Genomic DNA, 26,349 nt, shown 5'->3' on the forward strand with positions numbered 1-26,349 from the left:
CATGAGCGAAGATCGATCGGGACAGCCGAAAGGCTGGTTAGAAAAGCTTTCCCAAGCGTTTAATGACGAACCTCGCAGCCGCGAGGATCTGTTAACCGATTTGCGTCAAGCGACCGACGAAAATCTGCTAGATAACGAAGCACTGACCATTATGGAAGGTGCCATGCAAGTATCAGACATGCAGGTTCGTGATGTAATGATCCCTCGCTCACAAATGGTAGTTGTGGAAGCGGATCAAACGCCTAAAGAGTTCCTACCAGTTATTATTTCCAGCGCGCATTCTCGCTTCCCAGTGATCGGAGAAACGCCAGATGAAATCCTTGGTGTTCTACTCGCAAAAGACCTTCTTCCACTAATTCTAGAAGGCAACCTCGACCAATTCGATCTTAAAAGCAAGCTGCGCACTGCGACTTTCATCCCTGAATCTAAACGCTTGAATATTCTCCTAAAAGAGTTCCGTGTTACGCGTAACCACATGGCGATTGTGATGGATGAGTACGGTGGCGTATCTGGTCTAATCACCATCGAGGATGTATTAGAACAGATCGTGGGCGAAATCGAAGATGAGCATGATAGCGAAGAAGATGATGGCAACATCAAACCATTCGATAAGAATGCCTTTATTGTTAAAGCCCTTACGCCAGTTGACGACTTCAACGAGTATTTCGACACAACTTTCTCTGAAGAAGAGTTCGATACTATCGGCGGTATCGTTACACAAAAATTTGGTCGTATGCCGAAAAAAGATGAAAGTGTAGAAATCGAAAACTTCCAGTTTAAAATTTTGTCTGCTGATACCCGTCGAATCCGCCTACTACAGGTAAGCCGTAACGGATAATCCCTATGCCTCTGCAACTGCTACTCGTTTTGCTTGCAGGGGCATTAATTGCCCCCTCCTTAGCACCATTTGATACACCCTATTTAGCCTTACTGCCTCCGGCCATTTTGTATCTATGCAGCCGGAACCGATCAATAAAGCAAAGCAGTTGGCTTGGCTATTTTTTTGGTCTAGGTTTCTTTGGAACCGGTGCATCTTGGGTGTTTGTGAGCATTCATGAGCACAGTCATACACCCTTACCCATCGCCCTCACTTTAACCGCACTTTTCGTGGCAGGCCTAGCCCTTCTCTTTGCACTACAACAGTGCGCTTGGAAAAAGCTATTCTCTGCCCGCTTCCAATCTCTGAGTTTTATTGGCTGCTGGGTACTATTTGAGTGGCTACGTAGCTGGTTATTTACCGGCTTCCCTTGGCTGTATTTAGGTAACGCATCTTTAGATACCCCATTCCAGAATCTTTTACCTATAGGCGGCGTATGGCTAGCAAGTTTTGCCATGCTGGCAACAGCAATTGCTGCAGCCGAATTTATTCGCAGTCGCAATCTACGTCCCTTGTTATTGCTGCCATTGCCGTTGATAGCCAGCATGCTATCTTTGCATCCATGGACGACTGCAACGGATAACGCCCTCAAAGTCGCAATCGTTCAACCTAATATCCCACAGCAAATTAAATGGAACCCGGAATATCGCCCTGAGATCTTTGCTAAATATATCAAGCTATCTCAGCCTCATATCGACACTGAATTAATGCTATGGCCAGAAACAGCTATTCCAGCTCTGTTCCAGCATGCAGCAACACCTTTGGCTGAATTGCTGAGCGATTTAGACAGCAACGGCACCTCATTGATCAGCGGTTTACCCAGTACCACAAGAGACAATGATCATCCTAAAGGTTATCGCGTGCATAATAGTTTAGCGATTCTTACCACAGATAGCGGCATCTATCACAAACAGAGACTCGTTCCCTTTGGTGAATATGTACCTATGGAAACGCAGATCAGAGGGTTACTCGACTTCTTCAATCTGCCAATGTCGAGTTTTTCTCTTCCGCAAGGGGAACAACCACTGCTAACAGTCGCCAACCACAAGATTAGCGCCGCAATCTGCTACGAAATTGCCTATCCAGAACTGGTTAGAAAGAACTCATTAAATGCAGACATATTGCTTACTGTGTCTAACGATACCTGGTTTGGCGCGTCCATCGCACCGGCTCAACATATGCAGATTGCCCGAGTAAGAGCGGTAGAAAATGGTCGCTGGCTGATCCGAGGAACCAATAATGGCCTAACCGGCATTATCGATCCACAAGGGCAGATCGTAGAACAACTCCCACAGTTCCAAGCAGGCGTTTTACGAACACAAGTTTTTAGCATGCAAGGTATGACGCCTTTTCAGGAGTTTGGATCACTACCGATCCTAGTCTTAGCAGGACTGTTTACTCTGTTCGGGCTAGGGCGTCATCAGCTAGCCCTGCGAGACAATCCCTACCCCGATTTCAGTTAAAACTATCCATTATGGCCAAGGTTGAGAAACACGCTTAAAGAACGTTTTTCCACAGGCCTGACAAGGCTCAATTTTTTCTGTTTTCTTTAAAACAAACTGAGTTGAACAACTTAAACACTGCAACGTCCCTACTGTAGCCAACTCACCAGCAATGTACTGATCCTCATCATGGTCTAAACGCTCTCGTAACATCTCTTGCCCGATACGGGTTTGATCTGCTATCAACTTGAGCTGCTCAGCAAACGTATGCTCTAACGCATTCAAATCAAATTTCAGCCATGCAGCAATCCCCGCACCTGTTTCATGAGCATAGTAGCCCAATGTTTTAAGATCTCGAGCTAAGTAAGCCTTAAGCAGATCCATCTCATCCCGAGTCATATCCTCTGCCGCTAACTCTAATTCCACAGCATCATGGATCTTCTCCTGCAATAGATCCCAAGACTTAGCTTCCGACGTTTTCAGATCCTTTGTTAGCCGCAGAAGCACTCTGTCATAGTCAGCTGAAGCCAGTTTCGTTTTCTTATCGCTATCCGCGCCCATAAAACCACCTCGTTTTTAGCAGAAATGCTGTTTGCCCTCTTGTATATATTGTATGCTATGCCCCAATTAGCAAACTTTTATTAACCGGCGTCAATTGGATGCCGGTTTTTCATCATAGGCATAACGATTCACGAACATGAACGAACAATATCGCCCTCAGAAGATTGAACAAGCCATCCAGAAACACTGGCAAGATAACGACAGCTTCAAATGTGAAGAAGATCTGCAGAAAGAAAAATTCTACTGCCTGTCTATGTTCCCTTACCCAAGTGGACGTCTCCACATGGGCCATGTTCGTAACTACACCATTGGTGATGTAGTTTCCCGTTACCAGCGCATGCAGGGTAAAAACGTACTTCAACCAATGGGTTGGGACGCTTTCGGTCTTCCTGCAGAAAACGCAGCAATGAAAAACAACGTTGCGCCAGCAAAATGGACCTATGAAAACATCGATTACATGCGTAACCAGCTACAGCAGATGGGCTTTGGTTACGACTGGAACCGTGAACTAGCAACGTGCCACCCAGAGTACTACCGTTGGGAGCAATGGTTCTTCACTAAGTTGATGGACAAAGGCTTAGTTTACAAGAAAGAAGCTGAAGTAAACTGGGATCCTGTTGACCAAACAGTCCTTGCCAACGAGCAGGTGATCGATGGTCGCGGCTGGCGCTCAGGTGCGTTAGTTGAGCGTAAGAAGATCCCTCAGTGGTTCCTTAAAATCACAGATTACGCAGACCAGCTGCTGGAAGATCTAGACAAACTAGATCAATGGCCAGAGCAGGTTCGTACAATGCAGAAGAACTGGATCGGCCGCTCTGAAGGCGTTGAGCTAATGTTCGACGTTGACGGTTACGGTGAGCTAGAAGTCTTCACAACACGTCCTGACACACTAATGGGTGTGACTTACGTTGCCGTTGCAGCTCAACACCCACTGGCACTTAAAGCTGCGGCAAATAATCCAGAACTTGCGGCATTTGTTGAAGAGTGCAAAAACGTAAAAGTTGCCGAAGCAGACATGGCAACAATGGAAAAGAAAGGCATGGCGCTTGGCATCACTGCCACTCACCCACTAACAGGTGAAGAAGTACCTGTTTGGACTGCTAACTTTGTATTGATGGATTACGGTTCTGGCGCAGTTATGTCTGTACCGGGCCACGATCAGCGCGATTGGGAATTTGCGACCACGTACGGTTTGGATATCAAACAAGTTATCCGCCCACTAGACGATGCAGACGTTGATCTAAGCGTAGAAGCGTACACAGAAAAAGGCGCTTTGGTTAACTCTGGCGCTTACGACGATCTTGAATTCGACGTTGCCTTTAAAGCAATCGCATCCGACCTAGAAGCGAAAGGCAAAGGTAAAGTTACGGTTAACTTCCGTCTACGTGACTGGGGTGTATCTCGTCAGCGTTATTGGGGTGCTCCAATCCCTGTCATCAACTGTAAGAGCTGTGGTGCAGTGCCTGTTCCAGAAGATCAGCTTCCAGTTGTACTACCTACAGAAGTTGAGTTTGATGGTAGCGGCTCTCCAATCAAAAAGATGGAAAGCTTCATCAACACAACCTGCCCTAAATGCGGTGGTGCTGCTGAACGTGAAACCGATACATTCGATACTTTCATGGAATCTTCTTGGTACTACGCGCGTTATGCTTCTCGTAGCAGCGAAAATGCCATGCTTGAGCCTGAAAAAGCGAACTACTGGCTTCCAGTAGATCAGTATATCGGTGGTATTGAACACGCGATTCTTCATCTACTTTACTCACGCTTCTTCCACAAGTTGATGCGTGATGAAGGTTTGGTTGATAGTGATGAGCCATTCAAACGCCTACTTTGCCAAGGCATGGTATTGGCTGACAGCTTCTTCCATGAAGATGAGAACGGTGGTCAGGTTTGGGTATCTCCATCAGATGTTGATATCAAAACTGATGAGAAAGGCCGCGTAGTTAGCGCAGCTCATCGCTCTACTGGTCAGGCGCTTCAGCATGACGGTATGTCTAAGATGTCTAAGTCCAAGAACAACGGCATCGACCCACAAGTAATGATCGATAAGTACGGCGCGGATACAGTTCGCCTATTTATGATGTTCGCTGCACCACCAGAACAATCTCTAGAGTGGTCTGATACAGGTGTTGAAGGTGCGCACCGTTTCCTAAAACGTCTATGGAAACAAGTTCACGATCATCTAAAAGTGGGTGGTTCTACTACTGCTATCGACAAAGACAGCCTAACTGACGTTCAGAAAGAGCTGCGTCTAAAGGTTCACTCCACGATTCAGAAAGTATCTGACGATATGGAACGCCGCCAGACATTCAACACAGCAATCGCAGCTGTAATGGAACTGTCGAATACAATCGCTAAGTTTGTTGATATCAGCGAACAAGGCCGTGCGGTAATGCAAGAAGCACTAGAAGCAGCAGTATTGCTACTAGGCCCAATCGTTCCGCATATCAGCCACCAGCTTTGGATCGAACTAGGCAATGAAGGCGACGCCCTAACAGCGGCTTGGCCACAGGTTGACGAGAGCGCACTAGTTCAAGACACCATTCAACTGGTTGTTCAGGTTAATGGTAAAGTTCGTGCGAAGATCAACGTTGCTGCAGATGCAGATGAAGATGTTGTCCTTCACACAGCACTAGCTGACGAAAATGTTCAAAAGCACATGGCAGATAAGACAATCCGTAAGAAGATTGTTGTACCTGGCCGTCTAGTGAACATTGTAGTTGGTTAACTAGTACGGACTAAGGAGCAGATCATGATCAAACAATGGCAATCATTGACTGGAAAAATCATTCTGTTGCTCACTGTGTGTGGCTTCATGAGCGCATGCGGCTTTCAGCTGCGTGGCGCTCAAGAAGTATCTGCAGACAAGCAGCAAGTAACGATTATAAAAGGCAATGCCAGTGGTGAGCTGCTCAAGCACTTACGCCAGAACATGAAGTTCAACGGCATCAAAGAAGTCTCTGGTGCCCCTTATCAAATCCAACTAAGCAATCATCGCTACAAACGTCGCGCCGCGACCATCAGTAGCAGTGCCGATGTGGATGAATATGAGCTATCTGTAGAAGTTGTGATGTTAGTAGCAGACCAACAGGGTACACCTGTAACTTCTGATATTAAGATCCAGCGTGAGCGTATTTATACCTACGATAAAAACGCCGCTGCAGCGAGCTCAGAACAAGAAGAGCTATTACGCCGAGAGTTGTATAACTCCGTTGCGCAATCGATTCTTCGCCGCTATCTGGCCAGCAACAACGCTCAATAAGCCTGTATGAAACTGCGCCCAGAACAACTTAGCGGTCACCTAAAAAAAGGGTTATCACCGGTCTATCTGATTACCGGTGATGAGCCCCTACTCTCGGAAGAGAGTAGCGATCTTCTTCGTCACCATCTGCAACAACAGGGCTTTAGCGAGCGCGAAGTCCTCCATGTTGATGGCAGTTTCAGCTGGGAATACCTACTGGAATGTGCCAATGCGCTTTCCCTTTTTGCGGAAAAGAAGATTATCGAGCTACGCCTTGGTGGCAGCAAGCTCAATAAGAAATCCAGCGAGATCCTACGCGAATACCTCAATAATCCTGCACCGGATAACATCCTGTTTATCATTGCCGATAAACTCGATGGCACCGCTAAAAAGAGCGCTTGGTTTAAAGCGATCGATAGCACAGGGGTAATAGTTGAAGTATGGCCCGTAGAAGCTGAGCAACTACCCAACTGGATTCGTCAGCGCGCAGCACAGATCGAGCTAAAACTAGATGATGAGGCGATTCAGCTGCTTTGTGATCGCATTGAAGGCAACCTATTGGCAGCTAAACAGGAACTAAGCAAACTCAGTCTGTTGTTCCCTAACCAAGTTGTTACCGCCGACGATGTCATCAACGCAGTATCTGATAGCTCCCGCTATGATATCTACGGCCTTTCTGACGCAGCCCTACAAGGCCAAGCCTCTCGTTGCTGCAAGATTCTGCAAGTTTTACGACAAGATGGTACTGAACCTCCAGTCGTGCTTTGGGCCCTATCCAAAGAGCTTCGCTCCCTAGCAGCGATCCAACAAGCACAAAACAATGGCCAATCCTTCGATGCAGTATGCCAACGGGAACGCATCTGGGGTAAACGTAAACCCTTAGCCCGTAAAGCCTCACAACGTATTAGTGGAGCTCAGATCAACCAAGCTCTACAGCAATGTGCCGAAGTAGATAAAATCGTTAAGGGCATGGCTGTTGGCGACGCTTGGCTATTGCTGACTTCAATCTCGCTAACTCTTTCTGGGCAAGCACTCGCACTTCCTAATTAAGCACTCAAGAACTGCTAGTTTCACCACGCCTCATCAGCTATGATGCGGTTATATATCAATGAGATAGATAACCATGCGTCCACTCGCCTTAAGTCTATTATGTACTACAGCGCTGATATTAAGTGGCTGTGATAGAGAGATCCCACCGGAACGAATGAAATCTGGAGAGGATCTATATGGTTACTACTGCAAAGAGTGCCATACCAAGCATGGCCCCGGCGCATATATGGAAAAGTTTGCTGGAAAGGAACCGATGGAAGCGTATAAGATTATTTTGATGATCAAATACGGCTACAACAAAGAAAAACACAGCATGCCGGTTTTTGATCAGCTTTCAGAAAAACAAGCAGATGCTGTAGCTCAATATGTAGTTAAACTTCAGCATTCACATATGACAGCTAAGTAAGCGCCCCCTTTAACTTATTACTGAGTGGGATGTAGATAATCCCCATATTGTTCAAAAATCTTTGCCAAATCAGCCTCATAATCGCCGCTGGTTTCGAAGCTACCTAGCACCCCCGCCTTCTTCTGCTTGTAATCGATAAAGCCCAAGGCAATCGGCACACCTGCCCCATGAGCAATATAGTAGAAACCGGATTTCCATTTATCCACTTTAGAGCGCGTGCCTTCGGGGGACATCATAATCCGCAGTTCGGCATGTTGATCAAATTGTTGCACCGTTGCTTCAACCATATTGTTCGACTTGCTTCGATCAACCGGAATTCCTCCCATCCAGCGCATCAAACCGCCAAAAGGAAATTTAAAGATACTGTCCTTTCCCACCCAATAGAGCGGTACATCCAGCGAGAAAGCTACCATCAAGCTAAACGGCATATCCCAGTTAGTAGTATGGGGGGCACCAATCACAACACACTGCTTTAACTCTTTGGGGATATTACCCACAACCTTCCAGCCCAACAGTTTCAGAACAGTTCGAGAGAACCAGCGCAAACAAGGCTGAACCACAGGGGTGGAAAACATCGTTTTATGTAACATTACATCCCCGATAAAGGCGTTTAATTTGACTCAACAGCTATTATTTTAGCCTGACCATCTGAAGTTAGCGTCAGGTTTAACTTTACTTGGTGCCAACCTTGCGAAATTTTCACATCCTTAGCACTGATAGACTCATACCACTGCTGATCACCAATCTGCCAATCGATCTGCGCAGTCTCTCCACGTAAAGGTCGCGCTTTAAATCGAAACGCGCAAAAACCATTTGGAGCAACCTGCTGACAAACAATTTTACTCCTTGTGGATAAAACTTCGATCCGAACACTGGTCAAAGTCTGATTGGATAGATTTGTAACAGTGATTTGATCAAGTTCGGCTGGCGTGTTTGTTGGCTGAACATATGGAGTACAGCCGGATAGCACTAAGAAGACAAGTGGAGCTAGAAATTTGATCATAAGGGCAGTATAACGAGTTGCCGCTAAGGAGTTAATGCCCTAATTTAAGCCTTAAAAGTTACGACAACTCATTCGAAAAGCCTACCCGATATATTGGTGCAGAACTTCAGTTTCCAACTTGATATTGTCGTGCAGCGGACAACGTACACAGACTCTATCTAAGAACGCTTGTTTCTCGGTTTCGCTGAGATCAGCATCGATCTTTGCTTGAACGCTAATCGTCTGAAAGCCAACACGATCTTCTGTTTCTTTGCCCATAAGCCCCATTGGGTTTAGATCGCCATCGACTTGAATCTGCATACTACGTAGTTCGATCTTTTCCTGATTCGCAGCAATTCGTGCGATTGAGCCGATACAACCGGCTAAAGAGAACAGGAAGTACTCAAGTGGTGTAGGGCCTTCATTGGTGCCACCGCTCGCCTGCGGTTGATCGATCGTTACTTGGTGGTCACGGATATCCGCGTGGATAGCCCAACCCGCATTCATAGTGGCAGTCACAGAGATGGTTTTAGTACTCATAATTAACCTTAGTTTTAATCTTTACTGCCTTAGGCAGAACAAATATTAGATAACCCTAATATATAGATTTTTAAGTTATAAGGATAAGAACAAATAGCTATAAGAGCAGCGGACCTAAGAACCAATATCAGCTATAACTACCAAAACCTAATCTAGATTCCTGCCTTCGCTGGGATGACCTTAGGCCACTAGCAATAAAAAAGGCCGTTCTAAAAACGGCCTTTGTGGATAACTTAACGTTAAAGGAGGGATATTAACCTACCTTTTCACCCTTCGCTTGTAGATCGGCATGGTAAGAGGAACGAACCAAAGGGCCACACGCAGCATGTTTGAAACCAAGTTCTTTTGCAATGCGGCTAAACTCATCAAACTCTTCAGGCGTCACAAAGCGCTCTACCTTAAGGTGTGAACGGCTTGGTTGTAGATATTGACCGATTGTTAACATATCCACATCATGAGCACGTAGGTCTTTCATTACCTCAATGATCTCTTCATTGGTTTCACCAATGCCTACCATCAAGCCAGACTTGGTACGTACATCTGGGTTCTTCGCTTTGTATTTTTTCAACAAGCGTAGAGACCACTCATAATCAGAACCTGGACGTACCGCTTTATATAGGCGGGGTACAGTTTCCATATTGTGGTTAAAAACATCCGGCGGTGTTTCAGTAAGGATATCGATCGCGATATCCATACGACCACGGAAGTCAGGTACTAGGATCTCCATCTCGATAGATGGAATACGCTGACGCGTTTCACTAACGCAATTAGCAAAGTGCTGAGCACCACCATCGCGAAGATCATCACGGTCAACTGAAGTTACTACGACATAGCGCAACTCCATATCCGCGATCGCTTCTGCCATCTCTCTAGGCTCATTCTCGTCTAGAGCATTTGGACGGCCGTGAGCTACGTCACAGAATGGGCAACGACGGGTACAGATATCACCCATAATCATAAAGGTCGCTGTACCATGACTAAAGCATTCGCCTAAGTTAGGGCAGCTTGCTTCTTCACAAACAGACGCGAGCTTATGCTTACGCAGCTTCTGTTTGATACTGTCCACTTTTGCACTTGATCCCATCCGCACACGCAGCCAATCAGGCTTACGCGGCATATCTTCTTTCTCCGTTGGAATTACCTTAATAGGAATTCGATCAACTTTATCGGCGCCACGCAATTTAACGCCCTGCTCTACCCGCTTCTTCTTTACTTCGTTATTGTTATCTAATGACATCTAGGCTTAATCCAGAGTAGTTTGTCGAGTGACTTCTTTATACCCTAGCTTGGTAATAAGGATATCTAGAAGACGCTGCGTTGCCTCAACCTGATCAAGGTCAGAAGTTAACGCGTCAAGTTGTGTCATCGCCATACCGGCATAGCCACATGGGTTGATTCTTAAAAAGGGTTCTAAATTCATAGCAAGGTTAAGTGCCAAACCATGGAAAGAGCAACCTCGGCGAACCCTAAGGCCTAAGGATGCAATTTTACTATTATCCACATAAACGCCGGGTGCATCCGGTTTAGCATAAGCGTCTATGCCATAGGACTGGACTGTTTCAACCACAGATTCTTCCATAATTGAAACCAGTTCACGCACACCTAATTTCTTACGTTTTAAATTCAGCAGCAGGTAGATAATTGCCTGTCCAGGGCCGTGGTAAGTGACTTGACCACCCCGATCCACCTGAACAACCGGAATATCCCCCGTACCTAACAGGTGCTCCTCTTTACCTGCTTGCCCCTGTGTAAACACAGGCTCATGTTGCAGCGACCAAATTTCATCCACGACCGAGTCATCACGCTCATTAGTGAAATCTTGCATCCGCTGCCATGTTGGTTCGTAAGGCTGTAAACCTAAATCCCTGACAATTAGCTGATCAGGGCTCATCAGATCACCATTTTTACGCGATCAGACGCGATTAGCGCTTCATGTAAAGCTTTAAGCTGCTCGACACTCTGCGCTGTAATTTTAAAACGCACGGATTGGAATGTGCCTTTACGGCTATCCTGCAAAGTTACCTGAGAGATATCCAGATCCGGAACATGAATCTGCACAATTTCGATAACGTGACCGCGAAAATCTTCACTATTTACCCCAACTACTTTAATTGGATAATCAGGACATGGAAATTCGATCTTTGGCGGTTCTTGCTGCTTGTCTGTCATAAACTCTGTCTAATTCTCTGTTGGCTTACCGGTCATCAACTGCCGTTGATACTCAGAAAACTTCTCAAAAATCTTCCGCCAAACCGGACCTTTCTGGCCATCACCAATCTGATGACCATCAACTTCAATTATAGGCACTATACCTCGGGTGGAACTGGACACCCAAACCTCATCCGCAGCCAGTAACTTATCATAATCAATATCAATCTCCTGATATTGAATCGCATACTGGTCTGACAATTCAAGAATAAGCTCTCGGGTAATGCCACCTAATATCTCTGAACTACGTTTAGGGGTGTAGATAACTCCGCGCTTCACCAAAAACAGGTTACAGGCTGAGCCCTCTGTTAATCTTTCATCACGGGAGAACAGCGCCTCATCCACCCCTTCATCTTTGGCTTGCTGTAACACCAATATATTAGGTAGCAAGCAAGTGGATTTAATATCGCAGCGATGCCAACGTAGATCTTCTGTGACAATCGCTTTTAAAGGCACCACATCATCGCAGCCCGCTTGCCAGATATCTTTGATAGGCGAACAACAAGCAAAGATAGTTGGTTCTAAACTATCATCGTACGCGTGGCTACGCTTACCAGCACTACCTCGTGTAACCTGAAGATATACCGACAAATTGCCCCCACCATTCAACTCAACCAGTTGGTTCATGATGGCAATCCAATCGCAGTTACTTTTGATCCGTACTGCGCGCAAACTATGCTCTAAACGATCAACATGCTCCTGCAGGCGAAACCCTATCCCTTGATAGTATGGAATCACCTCATAAACACTGTCCCCAAACAGAAAGCCACGGTCAAAAACCGAAATTTTCGCTTCCTCTTGAGGGATGAATTCGCCATTCAGATAGACTGTATTCATATCACCTAAACGCAAATGCCCACATCTACGTTTATAGATGTGGGCATCCGTGCAGTTTTAAAGGGCAACGCTAAATGCGTTTAGCCAATTAAGCTGGTAAAGAAAAGTAGGATGGCATGCCAAATACGCTTTAACAAACCGGCTTCTGGAACAGCTTCCATCGCTACCAATGGCACCTCAGCGACCAACGCACCATCAAGTGTTACACGAACTTTGCCTAGCTCTTGTCCTTTTTCAATTGGCGCTGAAATAACCTTGTCTACATCCATTGTAGCTTGCAGTTTATCTGCCTGCCCACGCGGGATGGTTACTGTAAGTGAATCTTCAATGCCCATACGCAGTTGATCAGATACGCCCGACCACACTTTCGCTGTATTCAGTACGACATTGCTCTCGTATAGCTTGTGCGTGCGGTAGTAACGGAAAGCGTAGGACAATAACTTCTGAGTTTCACGTGCACGAGCTTCTTCATCACTGGTACCTAAAACAACAGAGATTAGTCGCATACCATCACGCTTCGCTGAAGCCACTAGACAATAACCTGCTTCATCGGTGTAACCTGTCTTCATACCATCAACAGTTTTATCACGCCAAAGTAGCTTGTTACGGTTTGGTTGGCGGATTTTGTTGTAAGTGAAATACTTTTCAGAGTAGATGCTGTAGAGCTCAGGAAAATCATTAATGATTGCTCGAGCAAGCGTTGCTAGATCCGCAGCAGATGACTTATGGCCCTCAGCAGGCAAACCTGTCGCATTCAGGAAATTCGTATTTTGCATACCAAGTAGGTCCGCATGCTGATTCATCAGATCTGCAAAGGCCGGCTCACTACCCGCAATATGCTCAGCCACTGCAACAGATGCATCGTTACCAGACTGAATAATGATCCCTTTCATCAAGTCGCCTAGACGTACTTGAGTTCCTTCGCGAATAAACATACGCGAACCTTGAGTCCGCCATGCTTTTTCACTGATAAGTACAAGATCATCTACACCTACATTTCCTTTACTTAATTCATACTCAAGGATGTAGGCCGTCATCATTTTGGTCAGGCTCGCTGGCGCAAACGCCTTTTCAGCATTCTTAGACGCAATAACCTTTCCTGTATCGGCATCAACGACAAGATACGCAGTCGCTGCGATTTGAGGTTCTGCTGGTATTAGACGCGCCACCGCATGCACTTGGAATGCAAACAGTGTCAAAAATAGTACAGAAAAGTACTTAAAAGCCTTATTAAACATTGTTTTCCAGAATTTATTTTGGGAAATGAAGACCCGCCAGATCATCATTTCCTTAGGTTTTAAAAAGTCCACTTAAACGCCGTGGATAACTCTACTCAAGCGCTTAAGGGAAGTCCACCAGCCGAGGGTTCTTATGTCCCATCTGCTCAACTTTTTGGGTTAAATCCGTTAGCGAAGTATCCGACTTCAGCGGCCCAATTTGTACACGATACAAAGTACGGTTATTAGTCGTCGTAGGACGAATCAATACCGCAAGTTCAGGCAACAATGGACGTAACTGGCTTTCCACATACTCAGCCGAATCTCGATTAGAGTAAGCACCCACTTGCAGGTAACGCCCAGCAATATTTGCAGCTGGCTCTGGAGTAGCTGCAACAACCGCTCCAGACCTTTGCCATGCTCTTGGGTCAATCGCTTCTAATCGAACATTACCGGTACCATATTTGAGGATATCTAGCTTAGATGCTGCAGCATAAGACAGATCGATAATGCGGTTGCCGTGGAAAGGGCCACGATCATTCACCCTTACAATAACCTGACGATTATTCGCCAGGTTCGTAACTTTCAAATAAGTCGGGATAGGCAAAGATTTATGGGCCGCTGACATCTTATACATATCATAAATTTCACCATTAGAAGTTTTATGACCATGAAACTTCTTGCCGTACCAAGATGCCGTACCCGTCTCGTTATATCCTAACGAGCTATTCATTACCCAATACTGTTTTCCAAATACCGTATAAGGGCTTTTATTACCCCCACGACTCTTTGGCTCTACTTTTGGTACCGCATCTTTTACATGAGATACATCTACTGGGCGATCCGGTGCTTTATCATGACGCATTGAATAGCGGCCACTATTAGTCGTTGTACTTGTAGAAGAACAACCGACCAAAGCAATTGCCAATAGAACTAGACCAATTTTTTGTAACATAGCCTACTCGTAAAATTATTATTTTTTAGCGACTTGGCCTGCTTCCGCTTTCTCGTAAGCAGCTTTAATCTGCTCACTTAAGCGATAAACAGCCATCGCGTATAGCTTACTATGGTTATAACGGGTAATAACATAGAAGTTATGCAGGCCTAACCAGTACTGCTCATCTTCACCCATAACTAAGCGCATCAGAATCGCTTTACCCTCAGGATCTAGATCCAGTTGCGGCTGAACACCACGCGCTTGCCATTCACCTAGCGTGTGTTTAGGGATCAAACCTTTACGGCCAACGCTGTACCAGCTCTCATCTCTTTCCTTTTGGAAAGAAACAGAGCTAATCACAGGCTCACCCGGCTTCCATTTATGCTCAGCAAAGTAGTTAGCTACACTACCAATCGCATCACGCTTATTCTTCCAGATATCACGTTTGCCATCTTCATCAAAATCGATAGCAAAGTTACGATAGCTAGACGGGATGAACTGACCATAGCCCATAGCACCTGCATAAGAGCCTTTCAATGAAGTAATCTCCACCTGCTCTTCGCGTACCAGTAAGAGATACTCTTTTAATTGCCCTAGGAAGAATTCACTGCGGCGAGGGTAATCGAAACCTAAGGTCGCTAGCGCATCTAATACACGATAACTACCAGTGATGCGCCCGTAGCGAGTTTCAACACCGATAATAGAAACGATAATTTCCGCCGGAACACCGTAGGCTTTTTCCGCATCCATTAGCGCCTGACGGTTTTCCTGCCAAAACTGCACACCTTGGTTAATACGCTTCTCTTTAAGGAAGATGTTGCGGTACTGTCCCCAATTTAAGGTGCCTTCTGCAGGTCGGGAGATCGCTTTCAAGATGGAGGTTTGACGTTCCGCTTTACCTAACACATCACGCAGGTAAGCTTCTTCAAAGCCTTCCGTTTTCATCTCTTCGATAAACTGCTGTGCACGTGGGTAATCCGCGTAAGAGCCACCACGAACAGCTGCTAAAACCTCTTCCTGCGTCATGCGTTTCGTGGTTTTAGCTTTTGGCTTTTCAACCGCTTTAACTTCAGCTTTAGCCTCTTGCTTAACAACTTCTATTTCTTTGGTTGCAGCCTCTGATTTAACAACAGTTTGCTCTTTAGGCTTAACCTCTGCACTTGGCTCAGCTGGTTTATCCGTAGCTACACAGCCGGTCAGCAAAACACCTGCTGCAACCGCCGTTGATACAAGAAATTTAGATTTCATACCTGAAAAGCTCCCTTAAACACGTACAACATAAATAACACCCAAAACATCGGTCTATTAAAAATAACGCCGACACACTTCTACTTTAACAACATGGTGCGATAACTATGCACCGACATAATAATGCCAAATCCTGCCATCAGGGTCACAATCGATGTACCACCGTAACTCACTAATGGCAAAGGTACACCCACCACTGGTAGCAAACCACTTACCATGCCTATATTTACAAAAACATAAACAAAGAAAGTTAAAATCAGACTACCGGCCAATAATCGACCAAAACTATCAGGCGCACGAGCAGCAATCACCAAGCCACGCGCAATAATTAACAGATACAGGGTTAACAATATTAGAACCCCAATTAATCCCATCTCCTCAGCCACAACCGCGATGATAAAGTCAGTATGAGATTCTGGCAGGAAGTCCAACTGTGACTGCGTTCCGCTCAACCAACCCTTACCTGAAATACCACCCGATCCAATCGCTGTTTTCGATTGAATAATGTTCCAACCAGAGCCTAGAGGATCACTTTCTGGATCCAAAAAGGTTAATACCCGCTGTTTCTGATAATCCTTCATGACCATCCATAGGCCCGGCAGTGCAGCTGCTGCCAAACCTAATGCTGCAAAGATATACCGCCATAAAATCCCAGAAAGCAGCAGTACAAAAACACCCGAAGAAGCGATCAATAACGACGTACCCAAGTCCGGCTGTTTCATGATCAACACAGTAGGAATACCCACCAGCATAAGACTGATAAAGATATGTTTAACACGTGGTGGAAGTGGTCTGTGGGCAAGATAAAAGGCTACTGTCAGAGGTAAAACTAACTTCATAATTTCTGAAGGCTGGAACCTGAAGCCGGGTAAAGCGATCCAACGCTGCGCCCCTTTAGCACCGACACCAAAGAGAATTACGCACACAAGTAGAGCGACCCCAATCAAGTAAAGCGCGGGCGCCCATCGCCCAAGAAACCTCGGAGTAAACTGCGCCAAGACAATCATGACAAAGAAGCCTACACCCATACGGATCGCCTGACGGGAAACATAGCCCATATCTTGGCCTGAGGCGCTGTACAGAATAAATAGGCCAAAGCCGCACAGAGCAAGCAGAAGCAATAACAGCCAACCATCTAAGTTGGTGTAACTCCACAAGCTTGGACGTTGACGCAGATGATCATGCGCTTCTGGCATATAGCGTTCAAATTCACGTCCCATCATCGTGCAGCCACCTCCAGCTCCGCTTCTTCAGCAAAAGGATCGATACCGAGTAAATACGCATCCATCACTTGACGCGCAATAGGCGCAGCCGTACTGGAACCGCCTCCGCCATTTTCAACAATGACCGAGATCGCGATTTTTGGATCATCAATAGGCGCAAAAGCTACAAATAAAGCATGGTCACGGTGAATTTCAGCCAGTTTTTCAGCATCGTACTCTTCATCCTGTTTGATACCGACTACCTGCGCAGTACCGGTTTTACCGGCAATTTCATAAGCTGAATTTGCGCCAGAACTGCGTGCAGTACCACGCTTTCCATGCATTACTTCACGCATGCCTTTAATAATGTCATTCCAATGCTTATCGTTGTTCAGTACGACATCCGGTAGTGGGCGTTTAACCCCCGCAATATCCGGCATACTTAAACTTGAAGCATTATTTTCATCAACCTCTTTTATGCCTTGTAGCATGCGAGGTGAGTGCCACTTACCACGATTGGCAACAACTGCCGTCGCCGTTGCTAACTGCAATGGTGTTGCGACAAAGAAGCCCTGTCCGATACTCATATTAAGAGAGTCACCGGTATACCAAGGAGTTTTACGCGCACGCTTTTTCCACTCACGAGAAGGCAAAATAGCACCGATCGCTTCTGGCAAGTCCAAACTGGTGACTTGGCCAAAGCCAAACTTACCCAAATAATCAGACATCGGATCGACACCCATTTTATGAGCAACATCGTAATACCAAACGTCACAAGATTGCGCGAGGGAATCGTACATATCAACCCAACCATGGCCTGTTCGCTTCCAATCCCTATATTTACGACCGCCACGGGTGATCTGGTAAAAACCGGGATCAAAGACCCTATAGGATGGTTTTACTACACCGGTATCGATCGCGGCTAAAGCGACAATCTGCTTAATGGTCGAACCAGGAGGATAACCACCGCGGATAGCACGGTTAAACAATGGCAGATCTCTCGATTCCCTTAACGCCGAATAATCCTTCGACGAAATACCCGTCACAAACAAGTTCGGATCGTAAGCCGGAGTCGATACTAAGGTTAAGATACCGCCGGTTTTCGGGTCCATCGCCACAACCGAGGCGCGTCGGCCTTCCAGCAGTTTCTCCGTAATCTGTTGCAGTCTAAGATCCAAGTGCAAAACTAGATCTTTACCCGGTTTAGGGTCCGTCCGTTCCAGAATACGCATCACCCGACCACGAGCATTGGTTTCTACTTTTTGGAAACCCACCTCGCCATGCAACTGATCCTCATAGAACTTTTCAATACCGAGTTTGCCGATATAGTGAGTCGCAGCATAGTTATCCTGATCAACACGCTTGAGCTCTTTCTCGTTGATTCGGCCTACATAACCCATGGCGTGAACCAATGTTTCACCATAGGGGTAGTAACGGATTAGCTCTGCCTCTACACGTACACCCGGTAAGCGATGGTAATTAACCGATATTTTCGCGATCTCTTCTTCCGTTAAACGAAAGCGCACAGGCACCGATTGGAAAGGTCGACGACGCTGTTTTAGGCGCTTTTTGAAACGCTCAACTTCACGATCGGTAATGGGGATCAGTGCTTGCAGATCGACTAGGGTTTTCTCAATGTCTTTCACCTCTTCTTTAAGAAGCGTGACACTGTAACTAGGGCGGTTATCCGCTAACAGCACCCCGTTGCGGTCGTAGATTAAACCTCGCGTCGGCGGTACTGGCTGAAGTTGGACACGGTTATCTTCCGACATCGCCACATAGCGGTCGTGCTCAATAACCTGAAGATAATAGATACGCCCAAGTAGAATCCCGAGCATAATGACCACGATAAAAAACGCCAAAGCCGCACGAAACTTAAATGTGCGGCTTTCTTTCGAGTGATCCTTGAGGCGCTCTGCTGCCATATTCCTAGCGTTCTTCTACTTGTGGTAAGGATGTCCCTGAATGACCGTCCAGGCACGATAAAGTTGTTCTGCTAACATCACCCGCACAAGCGGATGCGGTAACGTCAGTGCAGACAACGACCATTTCTGATCTGCCATTGCAGAACAACGGCTATCCAGACCATCCGGGCCTCCAATGAGTAGACTGATATTACGGCCATCCATACGCCAGTCTTCCACTTGTGACGCCAGTTTTTCGGTTGACCAGTTTTTACCTAACACTTCCAAAGCAATAATTCGGTCGCCTTTAGGTATCGCCGCCAACATCTGATCTCCTTCCTGCTTCTTAGCACGAGCAACATCACTGCTCTTACCTCGATGCCCTAACGGAATTTCGATCATCTCAATCTGAAAATCTGCAGGTAGACGCTTGGTATATTCCTGATAACCTTCGTTTACCCACGAAGGCATCTTGCCACCCACAGCTATGATCCGGATTTTCATAAAAAGTTCTACGCTTCTGCGTCAACGCCCCACAGGCGTTCTAGATCATAGAAGTCACGCGCATCTGGCATCATTACGTGAACAACCACATCGCCTAGATCCACAAGAATCCAGTCACTTACGCCCTGGCCTTCAGAACCTAGTGGCATCACGCCTGCTTCTTTCAGCTTAACAACCACTTCTTCGCCGATAGACCCAACATGACGCTTAGATGTACCGCTCGCGATTACCATGTAATCAGTTACGGTTGAACGACCACGGACATCAAGATCGACAATCTCTTTGGCCTTCATATCTTCTAGTGCTGCGTGCACTAGTTCTAAAACTTTTTCAGCTTGCATTATTTCACTTCAGTTAGTTAAACCGTATAAACGGTTATCTTGAATATATTGCCAGACCCCATCTGGAAACAGATAACGAGGCGACAAGCCCTGCGCTATGGTTTCGCGGATCTGCGTTGCTGATATCCCTAAGGGAGTCAGCTCATGAAACAGCACTTTGCCCGCCGGTAGCGCCATCGCCTGTTCCAAGTTTTGAGCCTTATGCTCATCTGTAAATTCTTTAATCTCGCCATCTGTAGGCAGATCATAGCCAGGCCGTTTTACCACTACGATATGACAGTAATCGGTAAACTTATCCCATTCATACCAGCTGGGTAACGTCATATAAGAATCCATACCCATGATCATAAAGATTGGGCATTGATCACCTAATTCAGAACGTAATCCCTGCAGTGTCAGGAATGAATAAGAAGGCTGTTCAGAACTGATTTCTCGATCATCAGCACATAAGCTTGGTTCATCGGCTACCGCCAACTTCACCATCTCTAAACGTTGTTCAGAGGTTCGACCTGGAGTCACTCTGTGCACTGGGGTTTTAGAAGGGATCAAACAGAGCTGATCCACGCCTAACCAATGCTGTAATTCCAGAGCCGTTCTCAGATGGCCATTATGGATGGGATCAAAAGTCCCACCCATAAAAGCAAAAGCGTTCGCTTTCATAATCTAAGTTACTGACGGATGTGACCATCACCTAGTACAACGTACTTCTCGGAGGTCAATCCATCCAAACCTACCGGACCGCGTGCATGAATCTTGTCAGTAGAGATACCAATTTCAGCACCTAGACCGTACTCAAAACCATCCGCAAAACGGGTTGAGGCATTAACCATTACCGAGCTGGAATCTACTTCACGTAAGAAAGCGCGTGACTTAGTGTAGTTCTCAGTAATGATCGAATCTGTGTGGTGTGAACCGTAACGGTTGATATGACGAATCGCTTCATCCATATCGTCTACCAACTTAATTGCCAAAACCGGCGCTAGGTATTCAGTTACCCAATCTTCTTCTGTCGCATCATTGATAAATGGCAACAGAGCCTTAGTGCGCTCACAACCACGCAGTTCAACTCCTACAGCCTGATAGCGCTCCGCTAGTTCAGGTAGTACTTCAGCTGCAATATTGGCATGCACCAATAGCGTTTCCATAGTGTTACAAGTGCCGTAGCGATGTGTCTTAGCGTTCAAAGCAACGTTCACTGCTTTGCCTTTATCCGCCTGCTCATCAATATAAACATGGCAGATGCCGTCCAAGTGCTTAATTACCGTCACTTTCGCATCGCGACTGATACGCTCGATCAAACCTTTACCACCACGTGGAACAATCACATCCACGTATTCTGGCATTGTAATCATCTGACCAACCGCTTCACGGTCAGTCGTTTCAACAACCTGTACTGCATTTTCAGGTAAGCCCGCTGCACTCAAACCTTTACGGATGCACTCGGCTACCGCTTGGTTGGAATGAATCGCTTCTGAGCCACCACGAAGAATCGTCGCGTTACCGGATTTTAGGCACAGACTCGCTGCTTCAACCGTTACGTTTGGACGAGACTCATAAATAATACCGATCACGCCTAGCGGTACACGCATTTTACCTACCTGGATACCACTCGGTAGGTATTTAAGATCAGTGATCGCGCCTACTGGATCTGGTAAAGCTGCAACCTGACGTAGACCCTCGATCATAGTATCGATACGAGCATCGGTTAGCTCAAGGCGATCTAACATGGCATCGTCCAAACCGTTTGAACGACCATTGTCTAAGTCTTTTGCATTCGCTTCACGCAGTGCCGGTCGGCTACTATCGATAGCATCAGCCATTGCCAACAACGCCTGATTTTTTAGGTTAGTGTCTGCCTTAGCGACTAGGCGCGCCGCTGCACGGGCATTTTCACCTAGCTGAATCATATATTCTTGTACGTTCATTGCTGTCCTTCCTATCGATAAGCCCTTTATTATAGCGTCAGGGACACTTGGGTTATACCTCTAATGCAAATCATATTCACCCTCGGTAGAATGACCTGTTATTATTTGCCCCTGCATCCGTTTTTGAGCTAACACTGACTGTGACTAACAACGCCAAATCAAAGCCTAATTTCAGAAGGAATCTGACGCTATCCTTGGGCATAGTGCTATTGGTGGGTTTTATCGTCAGCATTCTCTACATGCACTTAGCTACCAGCCGACAAGCGGTGCACGAGACGCAAATCATCGGGCAGAACATCGCTAAACAAAGTGAACTTTTGATCCGCCCACTGCTTCTCTCGGATGATCGCGTCAGCCTTAACTATTTACTCAGCGAATTAACCCAGCTTGAGTATGTTGGCGGCCTACATGTACAAGATGCAAATGGCTTCACCCTCGCACGCGCAGGTAAGTCCAGCCAGCAAACTTTGCAACAGCAGCTAATTCAACAAGAAAAGACCATTGGTACAGTAACAATCTGGTTGGACAGCGGCCCTGTCGAGCAGTTACTGCGCAGCCAGCTCTGGCCTTTACTGATCATCGCTACCTTCACCGCGATTTTACTGCTGACAACCAGTTGGTTCTTTACCCGATCAGATAAATTCATCTCTGAGAGCAGCGCAGATGAAGAAGAAAAGTTTGAGCCTTCGTTCTCCGATACGCTGGCTACTCAGACGCCTGCTGAAAGCACACCTCAAGAGATTGCCGAAGACACTGTCACTATCGGCTCCGCAACAGCAGAAATCGGTAACTCTGAAACCCAAGAGCAGCTCGCAGTTGAAAGCACGCAAACTTCTAGCGAAGCAGCACCTGTTATTAGGCCATCTACAGAGGCAGAAAACCTAATTCAAGATAATACTGAAACGGGGCCTGATGCCGCTCCCAAAGCCATATCAGAGCCACAAGCACCAAACCAAAAAGCTTCTGATCTACTACACACGCACGAATTGGTCGATCTTCTCAAACCGGCACCAAGCACTCAGCAGCAGATGCCAAAATTTGAGCATCAACCACAGCAACTCGACGAAACCGTAGCAAATACCGTTGAAACATTGGTGCTTGAAGAAGAACCGGTAAACGCACAAGAAACTCATACGCCGATGCGCGAGAACCCTCTACTGAAGAGCATGAGTGAGCGTCATGAGGAGCAGCTGGACCTTTATAGCTTTGAGCAAGAGCTAGAACTGATCCTAACGCCGCAAGATGCCATCTATCTGTTCTATATCGATGCCAATACCGCCAGCAGCGATAATATGGAGCCTGACGAAAAGGCCACACTGCTGAATGTATATCATCACTTGGCAAAACAGGTCGCACGTATCTATAACGGCGCCTGCGAGCAATTGCCTAATAAAGATATTCTGCTGCGCTTTGAATTAAGAGATGAAAAGGATAGCCACGGTATTAACGCACTCTGCGCAGGCCAGCTATTCAACCTGTTATACAAAGGCTTCAACCACTCTCGTATTCGCGGTTTCCAGCCAGTACTGAGTCTGCAGATGTCCCTCGCTCGCGGCCATCATGACAAACATGATCTGGTAAAAGAGGAAGCTCACTTCCTAACACGCACCACTAACAGCAACGATCTGATCAGCCATACCGCGCTGACTGAAGCCCCGCTTCTGAAAGAGGCGATGTTGCAAGAAGCCGATATTAGGCGCGAAGATGAAGATAAAGTATTGCTACTTAAAGTCACACCTAAGCATCAAACACTACTACAGAAACAAGCGAATCACCTGTTAACCAAGATCTTTAAAAAGTCTTAATCAAGACGGCTTAAAAGGAGCTATCCCTTGCCCCACTTAATCATCGAATACTCCAAGCAGATTGAAGATAAGGTAGAAATTACGGCTGTTATGGAAAAGGTGTTCCAAGGTGCAGTTGCAGCTAACCTCTTTGCTGAAAAAGACATAAAGGTCCGCGCACATGCTTACCAGCAGCATATGAATGGTGCAGGGCTTAATGGCTTTATCCACGTTTCATCGCGGATCTTAAGTGGTCGTAATACCGAGCAGAAAACCCAACTGACTCAAGCAGTGCTGAATGAGCTTAAAACGCTCGATTTGGAAGACCTTTCGATTACCGTCGAAGTACTGGATATTGATCGCGATAGTTACGCGAAGCATATAGGTTAAGCACACACAGCCAAACCATTAAAAAAGGCGCTGTAGATAACTACAGCGCCTTTTTACAAAAACTCATATGTCTCGTGAAAGCAGCCTATTTACGCTTCGGTTTTTTCACTTTTAAACCTTTCTGCTTGCCTTTCAATTTAGGCTTAGCTGTAGCCTTACGCTTTTTAGACTTCTTGCTCTTACCCCCACTTGGGCCAGCAAATTCCATCAATTCGCGCTCTGCAGAAGATAATTCCTTACCGCGAGAAGGCTGAGCTTTAGCCGCTACACGCTTCTTGGGAGCACCTTCACCGCCCGCCGCAGGCTTTTTACGCGATTTACGCAGAGCATCACGCTTAGAACCTTTCTTAGGTTTACTGCGCTCTTCATCCTTAGCAGGACGATGACCCCACTCGTGCTTATGACCTGGCAGCTTTTTATCGCCTTTAGAAGACGGACCGCCGATCTTGCCTTCAGCCAACAGCTCACGAGTGGTTTTCTTTTTCTTAGCAGGTTGATGGTCAACTAATTCAAAATCGATCTTACGTTCATCCAGATCCACTCGCGCCACTTTAACGCGTAAGCGATCACCCAGCTTGAACACTTTACGAGTACGCTCACCCACTAAGCGCTGCTTAGCTTGGTCAAATACGTAGTAATCACCCGGCAAACCGGTGATATGCACAAGACCTTCGACAAACAGCTCGTCAAGCTCAACAAAGACACCAAAGCCGGTAACGGCAGCAATCACGCCTTCGTATTCGTCACCCACATGCTCCTGCATGTATTCACACTTAAGCCATGCCACAACATCACGAGTCGCATCATCTGAACGGCGCTCTGTCATAGAACAGTGCTCGCCCAATTGCAGCAGCTGCTCCATACTGTAGCTGCATGCGAAATCTGCATTCTGAGCAAAGTCATCAGGACGTTTAATCGCTTTATCCTGACTTTCAGAATGGATACGGGCACGAATTAAGCGGTGCACCAACAGATCAGGGTAACGACGAATTGGCGAGGTAAAGTGCGTGTACGCAGGGTATGCCAAACCAAAGTGACCTTGGTTATCAGGACTGTAAACCGCTTGCTGCATAGAGCGCAGCATCATAGTCTGAATCAGATGACGATCAGGACGCCCCTCGATCAGCTCTGCTAACTCTTGATAGTGGATCGGCTCAGGCTTTTCACCACCCGCTAAATTCAAGCCTAACTCACCAAGGTAAGCACGTAGGTTTTGTAAGCGCTGTTCTTTAGGGCCTTCGTGAACACGATAGATCGCTGGCACTTTCAGCTTGCTCAGGAAGCGCGCTGTCGCAACGTTCGCACACAACATACACTCTTCGATCAACTTATGCGCATCGTTACGGTAAACCGGAACAATCTGGTCGATCTTACGATCTTCGCCGAAGATCATACGCGTTTCAGTTGTTTCGAAATCTATCGCACCACGGATCTCGCGCGCTTTGCGCAGAGCAAAGTAAAGACTGTATAAGTCTTCAAGATGAGGAACCACATCGGCGTACTCCGCACGCAATGCTTTTGATTCTTCCTCTTCTGGCTGCATCAGCATTTTGCCAACCTTAGTGTAGGTTAGACGCGCATGGGAGCTGATTACCGCCTCATAGAACTGATAACCGGATAGATTGCCTGACTCACTGATCGTCATCTCACAGACCATCGCCAGGCGATCTACCTTAGGGTTTAACGAACACAAGCCGTTCGATAGCAGCTCTGGCAGCATCGGCACAACAAACTCAGGAAAGTAAGTTGAGTTGGCGCGCTGATACGCCTCTTTATCCAGTTCTGAATCTGGTCGTACGTACCAAGATACATCCGCAATCGCGACCCATAAGCGCCAGCCGCCAGACTTTTTGCGCTCAGCATAAACCGCATCATCAAAGTCTTTAGCGTCTTCGCCATCAATTGTAACCAGTGGAAGATCACGTAGATCAACACGATTAGCCTTGGCGCTCTCTTCAACCTCAGCAGTCAGCTCACCGATCTCTTGGCGAACCGCTTCTGGCCACTCGTGCGGGATCTCATAGTTATGGATCGCAACCGTGATTTCCATGCCCGGCGCCATATGATCGCCCAGCACTTCGGTCACTTTTGCTTGTGGCAATTGACGCTTACTTGGCTGATTGATCAGCTCAGCAACAACCAACTGACCATCTTTATACGTTAACGGTGTTTCAGCCTCAGGATCAGGAACAATCATGATCTCTTGCGTGATACGCTGATTTTCAGGGCGAAGATAACCAAAACCATCCTGACCACTAAAACGCCCTACCAATTTACGAGTATTTCGCTCTAGTACATCAACGATTTTACCCTCACGACGACCTTTAAAATCGACGTTGGTTTCTTGCACTAAAACTCGATCACCATCGAATACTTGGCGCATTTGACGAGGACTTAGCTTAAGATCATCGCCGCCCTCTTCAGGCTTAACAAAGCCATAACCATCTCGATGACCAATAACACGGCCTTTGATCAGTGACATCTTATCCATCAGCGCAAATTCATTGCGGCGATTACTCATCAACTGACCATCACGACACATCGCCTTCAATCGGAAGAAAACGGCATCACGACTTTCTGGATCCCAGACACCTAAACCTTCGCACAGCGGTGCATGCCCAATCGGCGCGCCCCACTCCTGCATGTACTGCAGAATGTAATCGCGGCTCGGTACCGGGTTGGAATACTTCTCCGCTTCCGCTGCGGCTTTAGGGTCACTTTTAGTCCAATCTTTACTCATAGAGTTCTCAAAA

The 26,349-nt window shown here is 46.5% G+C and carries 26 protein-coding genes; 8 read left to right on the forward strand and 18 right to left on the reverse strand.

Features of this window, described 5'->3' with window-relative positions:
• The first annotated feature begins 1 nt into the window (after position 1).
• Positions 2–838: an HlyC/CorC family transporter gene (locus ACMXYP_RS15275; RefSeq protein WP_415882492.1), complete on the forward strand. Its 837-nt coding sequence runs from the start codon at positions 2–4 to the stop codon at positions 836–838.
• A gap of 5 nt (positions 839–843) precedes the next feature.
• Positions 844–2,340 carry an apolipoprotein N-acyltransferase gene (gene lnt / locus ACMXYP_RS15280; RefSeq protein WP_415882493.1) on the forward strand — a complete coding sequence of 499 codons (1,497 nt, stop codon included), beginning with the start codon at positions 844–846 and terminating at the stop codon, positions 2,338–2,340.
• Positions 2,341–2,349: 9 nt separating this feature from the next.
• On the opposite strand, the gene ACMXYP_RS15285 is transcribed toward lnt, so the two are convergent.
• Positions 2,350–2,880 (reverse strand): zinc ribbon-containing protein, encoded by a 531-nt coding sequence (locus ACMXYP_RS15285; protein ID WP_415882494.1) that lies wholly within the window; start codon positions 2,878–2,880, stop codon positions 2,350–2,352.
• Between the two features lie 136 nt (positions 2,881–3,016).
• Between ACMXYP_RS15285 and leuS the strand changes: the two genes are divergently transcribed.
• The 4 genes from leuS to ACMXYP_RS15305 all read left to right on the forward strand — a co-directional run bounded on the left by leuS (position 3,017) and on the right by ACMXYP_RS15305 (position 7,577).
• Complete coding sequence (leuS, locus tag ACMXYP_RS15290) at positions 3,017–5,608, forward strand: leucine--tRNA ligase (RefSeq protein WP_415882495.1); 2,592 nt, start codon at positions 3,017–3,019, stop codon at positions 5,606–5,608.
• Between the two features lie 24 nt (positions 5,609–5,632).
• On the forward strand, positions 5,633–6,142 hold the full coding sequence (lptE, locus tag ACMXYP_RS15295; protein WP_415882496.1) for an LPS assembly lipoprotein LptE: 510 nt from the start codon (positions 5,633–5,635) through the stop codon (positions 6,140–6,142).
• Between the two features lie 6 nt (positions 6,143–6,148).
• A complete protein-coding gene (gene holA / locus ACMXYP_RS15300; protein WP_415882497.1) occupies positions 6,149–7,171 on the forward strand; it encodes a DNA polymerase III subunit delta in 1,023 nt (340 codons plus the stop codon).
• A 154-nt stretch (positions 7,172–7,325) separates the two neighbouring features.
• Positions 7,326–7,577 carry a c-type cytochrome gene (locus ACMXYP_RS15305; protein WP_415882498.1) on the forward strand — a complete coding sequence of 84 codons (252 nt, stop codon included), beginning with the start codon at positions 7,326–7,328 and terminating at the stop codon, positions 7,575–7,577.
• A 17-nt stretch (positions 7,578–7,594) separates the two neighbouring features.
• On the opposite strand, the gene ACMXYP_RS15310 is transcribed toward ACMXYP_RS15305, so the two are convergent.
• From ACMXYP_RS15310 to ACMXYP_RS15385, 16 genes are all read right to left on the reverse strand, one after another.
• Positions 7,595–8,167 carry a lysophospholipid acyltransferase family protein gene (locus ACMXYP_RS15310; protein WP_415882499.1) on the reverse strand — a complete coding sequence of 191 codons (573 nt, stop codon included), beginning with the start codon at positions 8,165–8,167 and terminating at the stop codon, positions 7,595–7,597.
• A 20-nt stretch (positions 8,168–8,187) separates the two neighbouring features.
• Positions 8,188–8,580: a hypothetical protein gene (locus ACMXYP_RS15315; RefSeq protein WP_415882500.1), complete on the reverse strand. Its 393-nt coding sequence runs from the start codon at positions 8,578–8,580 to the stop codon at positions 8,188–8,190.
• Between the two features lie 81 nt (positions 8,581–8,661).
• Positions 8,662–9,099, reverse strand: coding sequence for an OsmC family protein (locus ACMXYP_RS15320; RefSeq protein ID WP_415882502.1), 438 nt, complete (start codon positions 9,097–9,099; stop codon positions 8,662–8,664).
• 253 nt (positions 9,100–9,352) lie between these two features.
• On the reverse strand, positions 9,353–10,336 hold the full coding sequence (gene lipA, locus ACMXYP_RS15325) for a lipoyl synthase (protein ID WP_415882503.1): 984 nt from the start codon (positions 10,334–10,336) through the stop codon (positions 9,353–9,355).
• 6 nt (positions 10,337–10,342) lie between these two features.
• On the reverse strand, positions 10,343–10,990 hold the full coding sequence (lipB, locus tag ACMXYP_RS15330) for a lipoyl(octanoyl) transferase LipB (RefSeq protein ID WP_415882504.1): 648 nt from the start codon (positions 10,988–10,990) through the stop codon (positions 10,343–10,345).
• Positions 10,990–11,268 (reverse strand): YbeD family protein, encoded by a 279-nt coding sequence (locus ACMXYP_RS15335; RefSeq protein ID WP_415882505.1) that lies wholly within the window; start codon positions 11,266–11,268, stop codon positions 10,990–10,992. The genes lipB and ACMXYP_RS15335 overlap by 1 nt, the downstream gene beginning before the upstream one ends.
• A 9-nt stretch (positions 11,269–11,277) precedes the next feature.
• The gene (locus ACMXYP_RS15340) at positions 11,278–12,144 is read right to left on the reverse strand and encodes an aminotransferase class IV (RefSeq protein WP_415882506.1); all 867 of its coding nucleotides are present in this window, start codon (positions 12,142–12,144) and stop codon (positions 11,278–11,280) included.
• An 80-nt stretch (positions 12,145–12,224) separates the two neighbouring features.
• Complete coding sequence (locus ACMXYP_RS15345; RefSeq protein ID WP_415882507.1) at positions 12,225–13,382, reverse strand: D-alanyl-D-alanine carboxypeptidase family protein; 1,158 nt, start codon at positions 13,380–13,382, stop codon at positions 12,225–12,227.
• A gap of 103 nt (positions 13,383–13,485) precedes the next feature.
• On the reverse strand, positions 13,486–14,316 hold the full coding sequence (locus ACMXYP_RS15350) for a septal ring lytic transglycosylase RlpA family protein (RefSeq protein WP_415882508.1): 831 nt from the start codon (positions 14,314–14,316) through the stop codon (positions 13,486–13,488).
• Between the two features lie 18 nt (positions 14,317–14,334).
• On the reverse strand, positions 14,335–15,546 hold the full coding sequence (gene mltB / locus ACMXYP_RS15355) for a lytic murein transglycosylase B (protein WP_415882509.1): 1,212 nt from the start codon (positions 15,544–15,546) through the stop codon (positions 14,335–14,337).
• An 80-nt stretch (positions 15,547–15,626) separates the two neighbouring features.
• The gene (gene rodA, locus ACMXYP_RS15360) at positions 15,627–16,766 is read right to left on the reverse strand and encodes a rod shape-determining protein RodA (protein ID WP_415884684.1); all 1,140 of its coding nucleotides are present in this window, start codon (positions 16,764–16,766) and stop codon (positions 15,627–15,629) included.
• Positions 16,766–18,673: a penicillin-binding protein 2 gene (gene mrdA / locus ACMXYP_RS15365; protein ID WP_415882510.1), complete on the reverse strand. Its 1,908-nt coding sequence runs from the start codon at positions 18,671–18,673 to the stop codon at positions 16,766–16,768. The genes rodA and mrdA overlap by 1 nt, the downstream gene beginning before the upstream one ends.
• Before the next feature lie 15 nt (positions 18,674–18,688).
• Complete coding sequence (gene rlmH / locus ACMXYP_RS15370; RefSeq protein ID WP_415882511.1) at positions 18,689–19,156, reverse strand: 23S rRNA (pseudouridine(1915)-N(3))-methyltransferase RlmH; 468 nt, start codon at positions 19,154–19,156, stop codon at positions 18,689–18,691.
• A gap of 8 nt (positions 19,157–19,164) precedes the next feature.
• Positions 19,165–19,497, reverse strand: coding sequence for a ribosome silencing factor (rsfS, locus tag ACMXYP_RS15375; protein ID WP_415882512.1), 333 nt, complete (start codon positions 19,495–19,497; stop codon positions 19,165–19,167).
• A gap of 9 nt (positions 19,498–19,506) precedes the next feature.
• Complete coding sequence (gene nadD / locus ACMXYP_RS15380; RefSeq protein ID WP_415882513.1) at positions 19,507–20,157, reverse strand: nicotinate-nucleotide adenylyltransferase; 651 nt, start codon at positions 20,155–20,157, stop codon at positions 19,507–19,509.
• A gap of 8 nt (positions 20,158–20,165) precedes the next feature.
• Complete coding sequence (locus tag ACMXYP_RS15385; protein ID WP_415882514.1) at positions 20,166–21,422, reverse strand: glutamate-5-semialdehyde dehydrogenase; 1,257 nt, start codon at positions 21,420–21,422, stop codon at positions 20,166–20,168.
• A 212-nt stretch (positions 21,423–21,634) separates the two neighbouring features.
• On the opposite strand from ACMXYP_RS15385, the gene ACMXYP_RS15390 reads away from it, so the two are divergent.
• Both ACMXYP_RS15390 and ACMXYP_RS15395 read left to right on the forward strand, forming a co-directional pair.
• Entirely contained in the window at positions 21,635–23,227 is a 1,593-nt protein-coding gene (locus ACMXYP_RS15390; protein ID WP_415882515.1) for a hypothetical protein, read from the forward strand.
• Positions 23,228–23,254: 27 nt separating this feature from the next.
• A complete protein-coding gene (locus tag ACMXYP_RS15395) occupies positions 23,255–23,596 on the forward strand; it encodes a 5-carboxymethyl-2-hydroxymuconate Delta-isomerase (protein ID WP_415882516.1) in 342 nt (113 codons plus the stop codon).
• 85 nt (positions 23,597–23,681) lie between these two features.
• Here ACMXYP_RS15395 and rnr read toward each other — a convergent pair whose 3' ends face one another.
• A complete protein-coding gene (gene rnr, locus ACMXYP_RS15400; protein WP_415882517.1) occupies positions 23,682–26,336 on the reverse strand; it encodes a ribonuclease R in 2,655 nt (884 codons plus the stop codon).
• Positions 26,337–26,349: the final 13 nt, after the last annotated feature.

It is taken from the genome of Neptuniibacter sp. QD34_54, from assembly GCF_047778055.1.
Classification (GTDB): Bacteria; Pseudomonadota; Gammaproteobacteria; order Pseudomonadales; family Balneatricaceae; genus Neptuniibacter.

Bases quoted from the DNA above. Each gene is read 5' to 3' on its own strand.
- rodA (WP_415884684.1), bottom strand. From the start codon at position 16,766: ATGGGACGTGAATTTGAACGCTATATGCCAGAAGCGCATGATCATCTG.
- ACMXYP_RS15340 (WP_415882506.1), bottom strand. From the start codon at position 12,144: ATGAATACAGTCTATCTGAATGGCGAATTCATCCCTCAAGAGGAAGCG.
- ACMXYP_RS15310 (WP_415882499.1), bottom strand. From the start codon at position 8,167: ATGTTACATAAAACGATGTTTTCCACCCCTGTGGTTCAGCCTTGTTTG.
- lptE (WP_415882496.1), top strand. From the start codon at position 5,633: ATGATCAAACAATGGCAATCATTGACTGGAAAAATCATTCTGTTGCTC.
- rsfS (WP_415882512.1), bottom strand. From the start codon at position 19,497: ATGCAAGCTGAAAAAGTTTTAGAACTAGTGCACGCAGCACTAGAAGAT.
- ACMXYP_RS15320 (WP_415882502.1), bottom strand. From the start codon at position 9,099: ATGAGTACTAAAACCATCTCTGTGACTGCCACTATGAATGCGGGTTGG.
- lipA (WP_415882503.1), bottom strand. From the start codon at position 10,336: ATGTCATTAGATAACAATAACGAAGTAAAGAAGAAGCGGGTAGAGCAG.
- ACMXYP_RS15335 (WP_415882505.1), bottom strand. From the start codon at position 11,268: ATGACAGACAAGCAGCAAGAACCGCCAAAGATCGAATTTCCATGTCCT.
- leuS (WP_415882495.1), top strand. From the start codon at position 3,017: ATGAACGAACAATATCGCCCTCAGAAGATTGAACAAGCCATCCAGAAA.
- lnt (WP_415882493.1), top strand. From the start codon at position 844: ATGCCTCTGCAACTGCTACTCGTTTTGCTTGCAGGGGCATTAATTGCC.
- ACMXYP_RS15315 (WP_415882500.1), bottom strand. From the start codon at position 8,580: ATGATCAAATTTCTAGCTCCACTTGTCTTCTTAGTGCTATCCGGCTGT.
- lipB (WP_415882504.1), bottom strand. From the start codon at position 10,990: ATGAGCCCTGATCAGCTAATTGTCAGGGATTTAGGTTTACAGCCTTAC.
- ACMXYP_RS15385 (WP_415882514.1), bottom strand. From the start codon at position 21,422: ATGAACGTACAAGAATATATGATTCAGCTAGGTGAAAATGCCCGTGCA.
- rlmH (WP_415882511.1), bottom strand. From the start codon at position 19,156: ATGAAAATCCGGATCATAGCTGTGGGTGGCAAGATGCCTTCGTGGGTA.
- rnr (WP_415882517.1), bottom strand. From the start codon at position 26,336: ATGAGTAAAGATTGGACTAAAAGTGACCCTAAAGCCGCAGCGGAAGCG.
- ACMXYP_RS15285 (WP_415882494.1), bottom strand. From the start codon at position 2,880: ATGGGCGCGGATAGCGATAAGAAAACGAAACTGGCTTCAGCTGACTAT.
- mltB (WP_415882509.1), bottom strand. From the start codon at position 15,546: ATGAAATCTAAATTTCTTGTATCAACGGCGGTTGCAGCAGGTGTTTTG.
- holA (WP_415882497.1), top strand. From the start codon at position 6,149: ATGAAACTGCGCCCAGAACAACTTAGCGGTCACCTAAAAAAAGGGTTA.
- mrdA (WP_415882510.1), bottom strand. From the start codon at position 18,673: ATGGCAGCAGAGCGCCTCAAGGATCACTCGAAAGAAAGCCGCACATTT.
- ACMXYP_RS15275 (WP_415882492.1), top strand. From the start codon at position 2: ATGAGCGAAGATCGATCGGGACAGCCGAAAGGCTGGTTAGAAAAGCTT.
- ACMXYP_RS15345 (WP_415882507.1), bottom strand. From the start codon at position 13,382: ATGTTTAATAAGGCTTTTAAGTACTTTTCTGTACTATTTTTGACACTG.
- nadD (WP_415882513.1), bottom strand. From the start codon at position 20,157: ATGAAAGCGAACGCTTTTGCTTTTATGGGTGGGACTTTTGATCCCATC.
- ACMXYP_RS15305 (WP_415882498.1), top strand. From the start codon at position 7,326: ATGAAATCTGGAGAGGATCTATATGGTTACTACTGCAAAGAGTGCCAT.
- ACMXYP_RS15350 (WP_415882508.1), bottom strand. From the start codon at position 14,316: ATGTTACAAAAAATTGGTCTAGTTCTATTGGCAATTGCTTTGGTCGGT.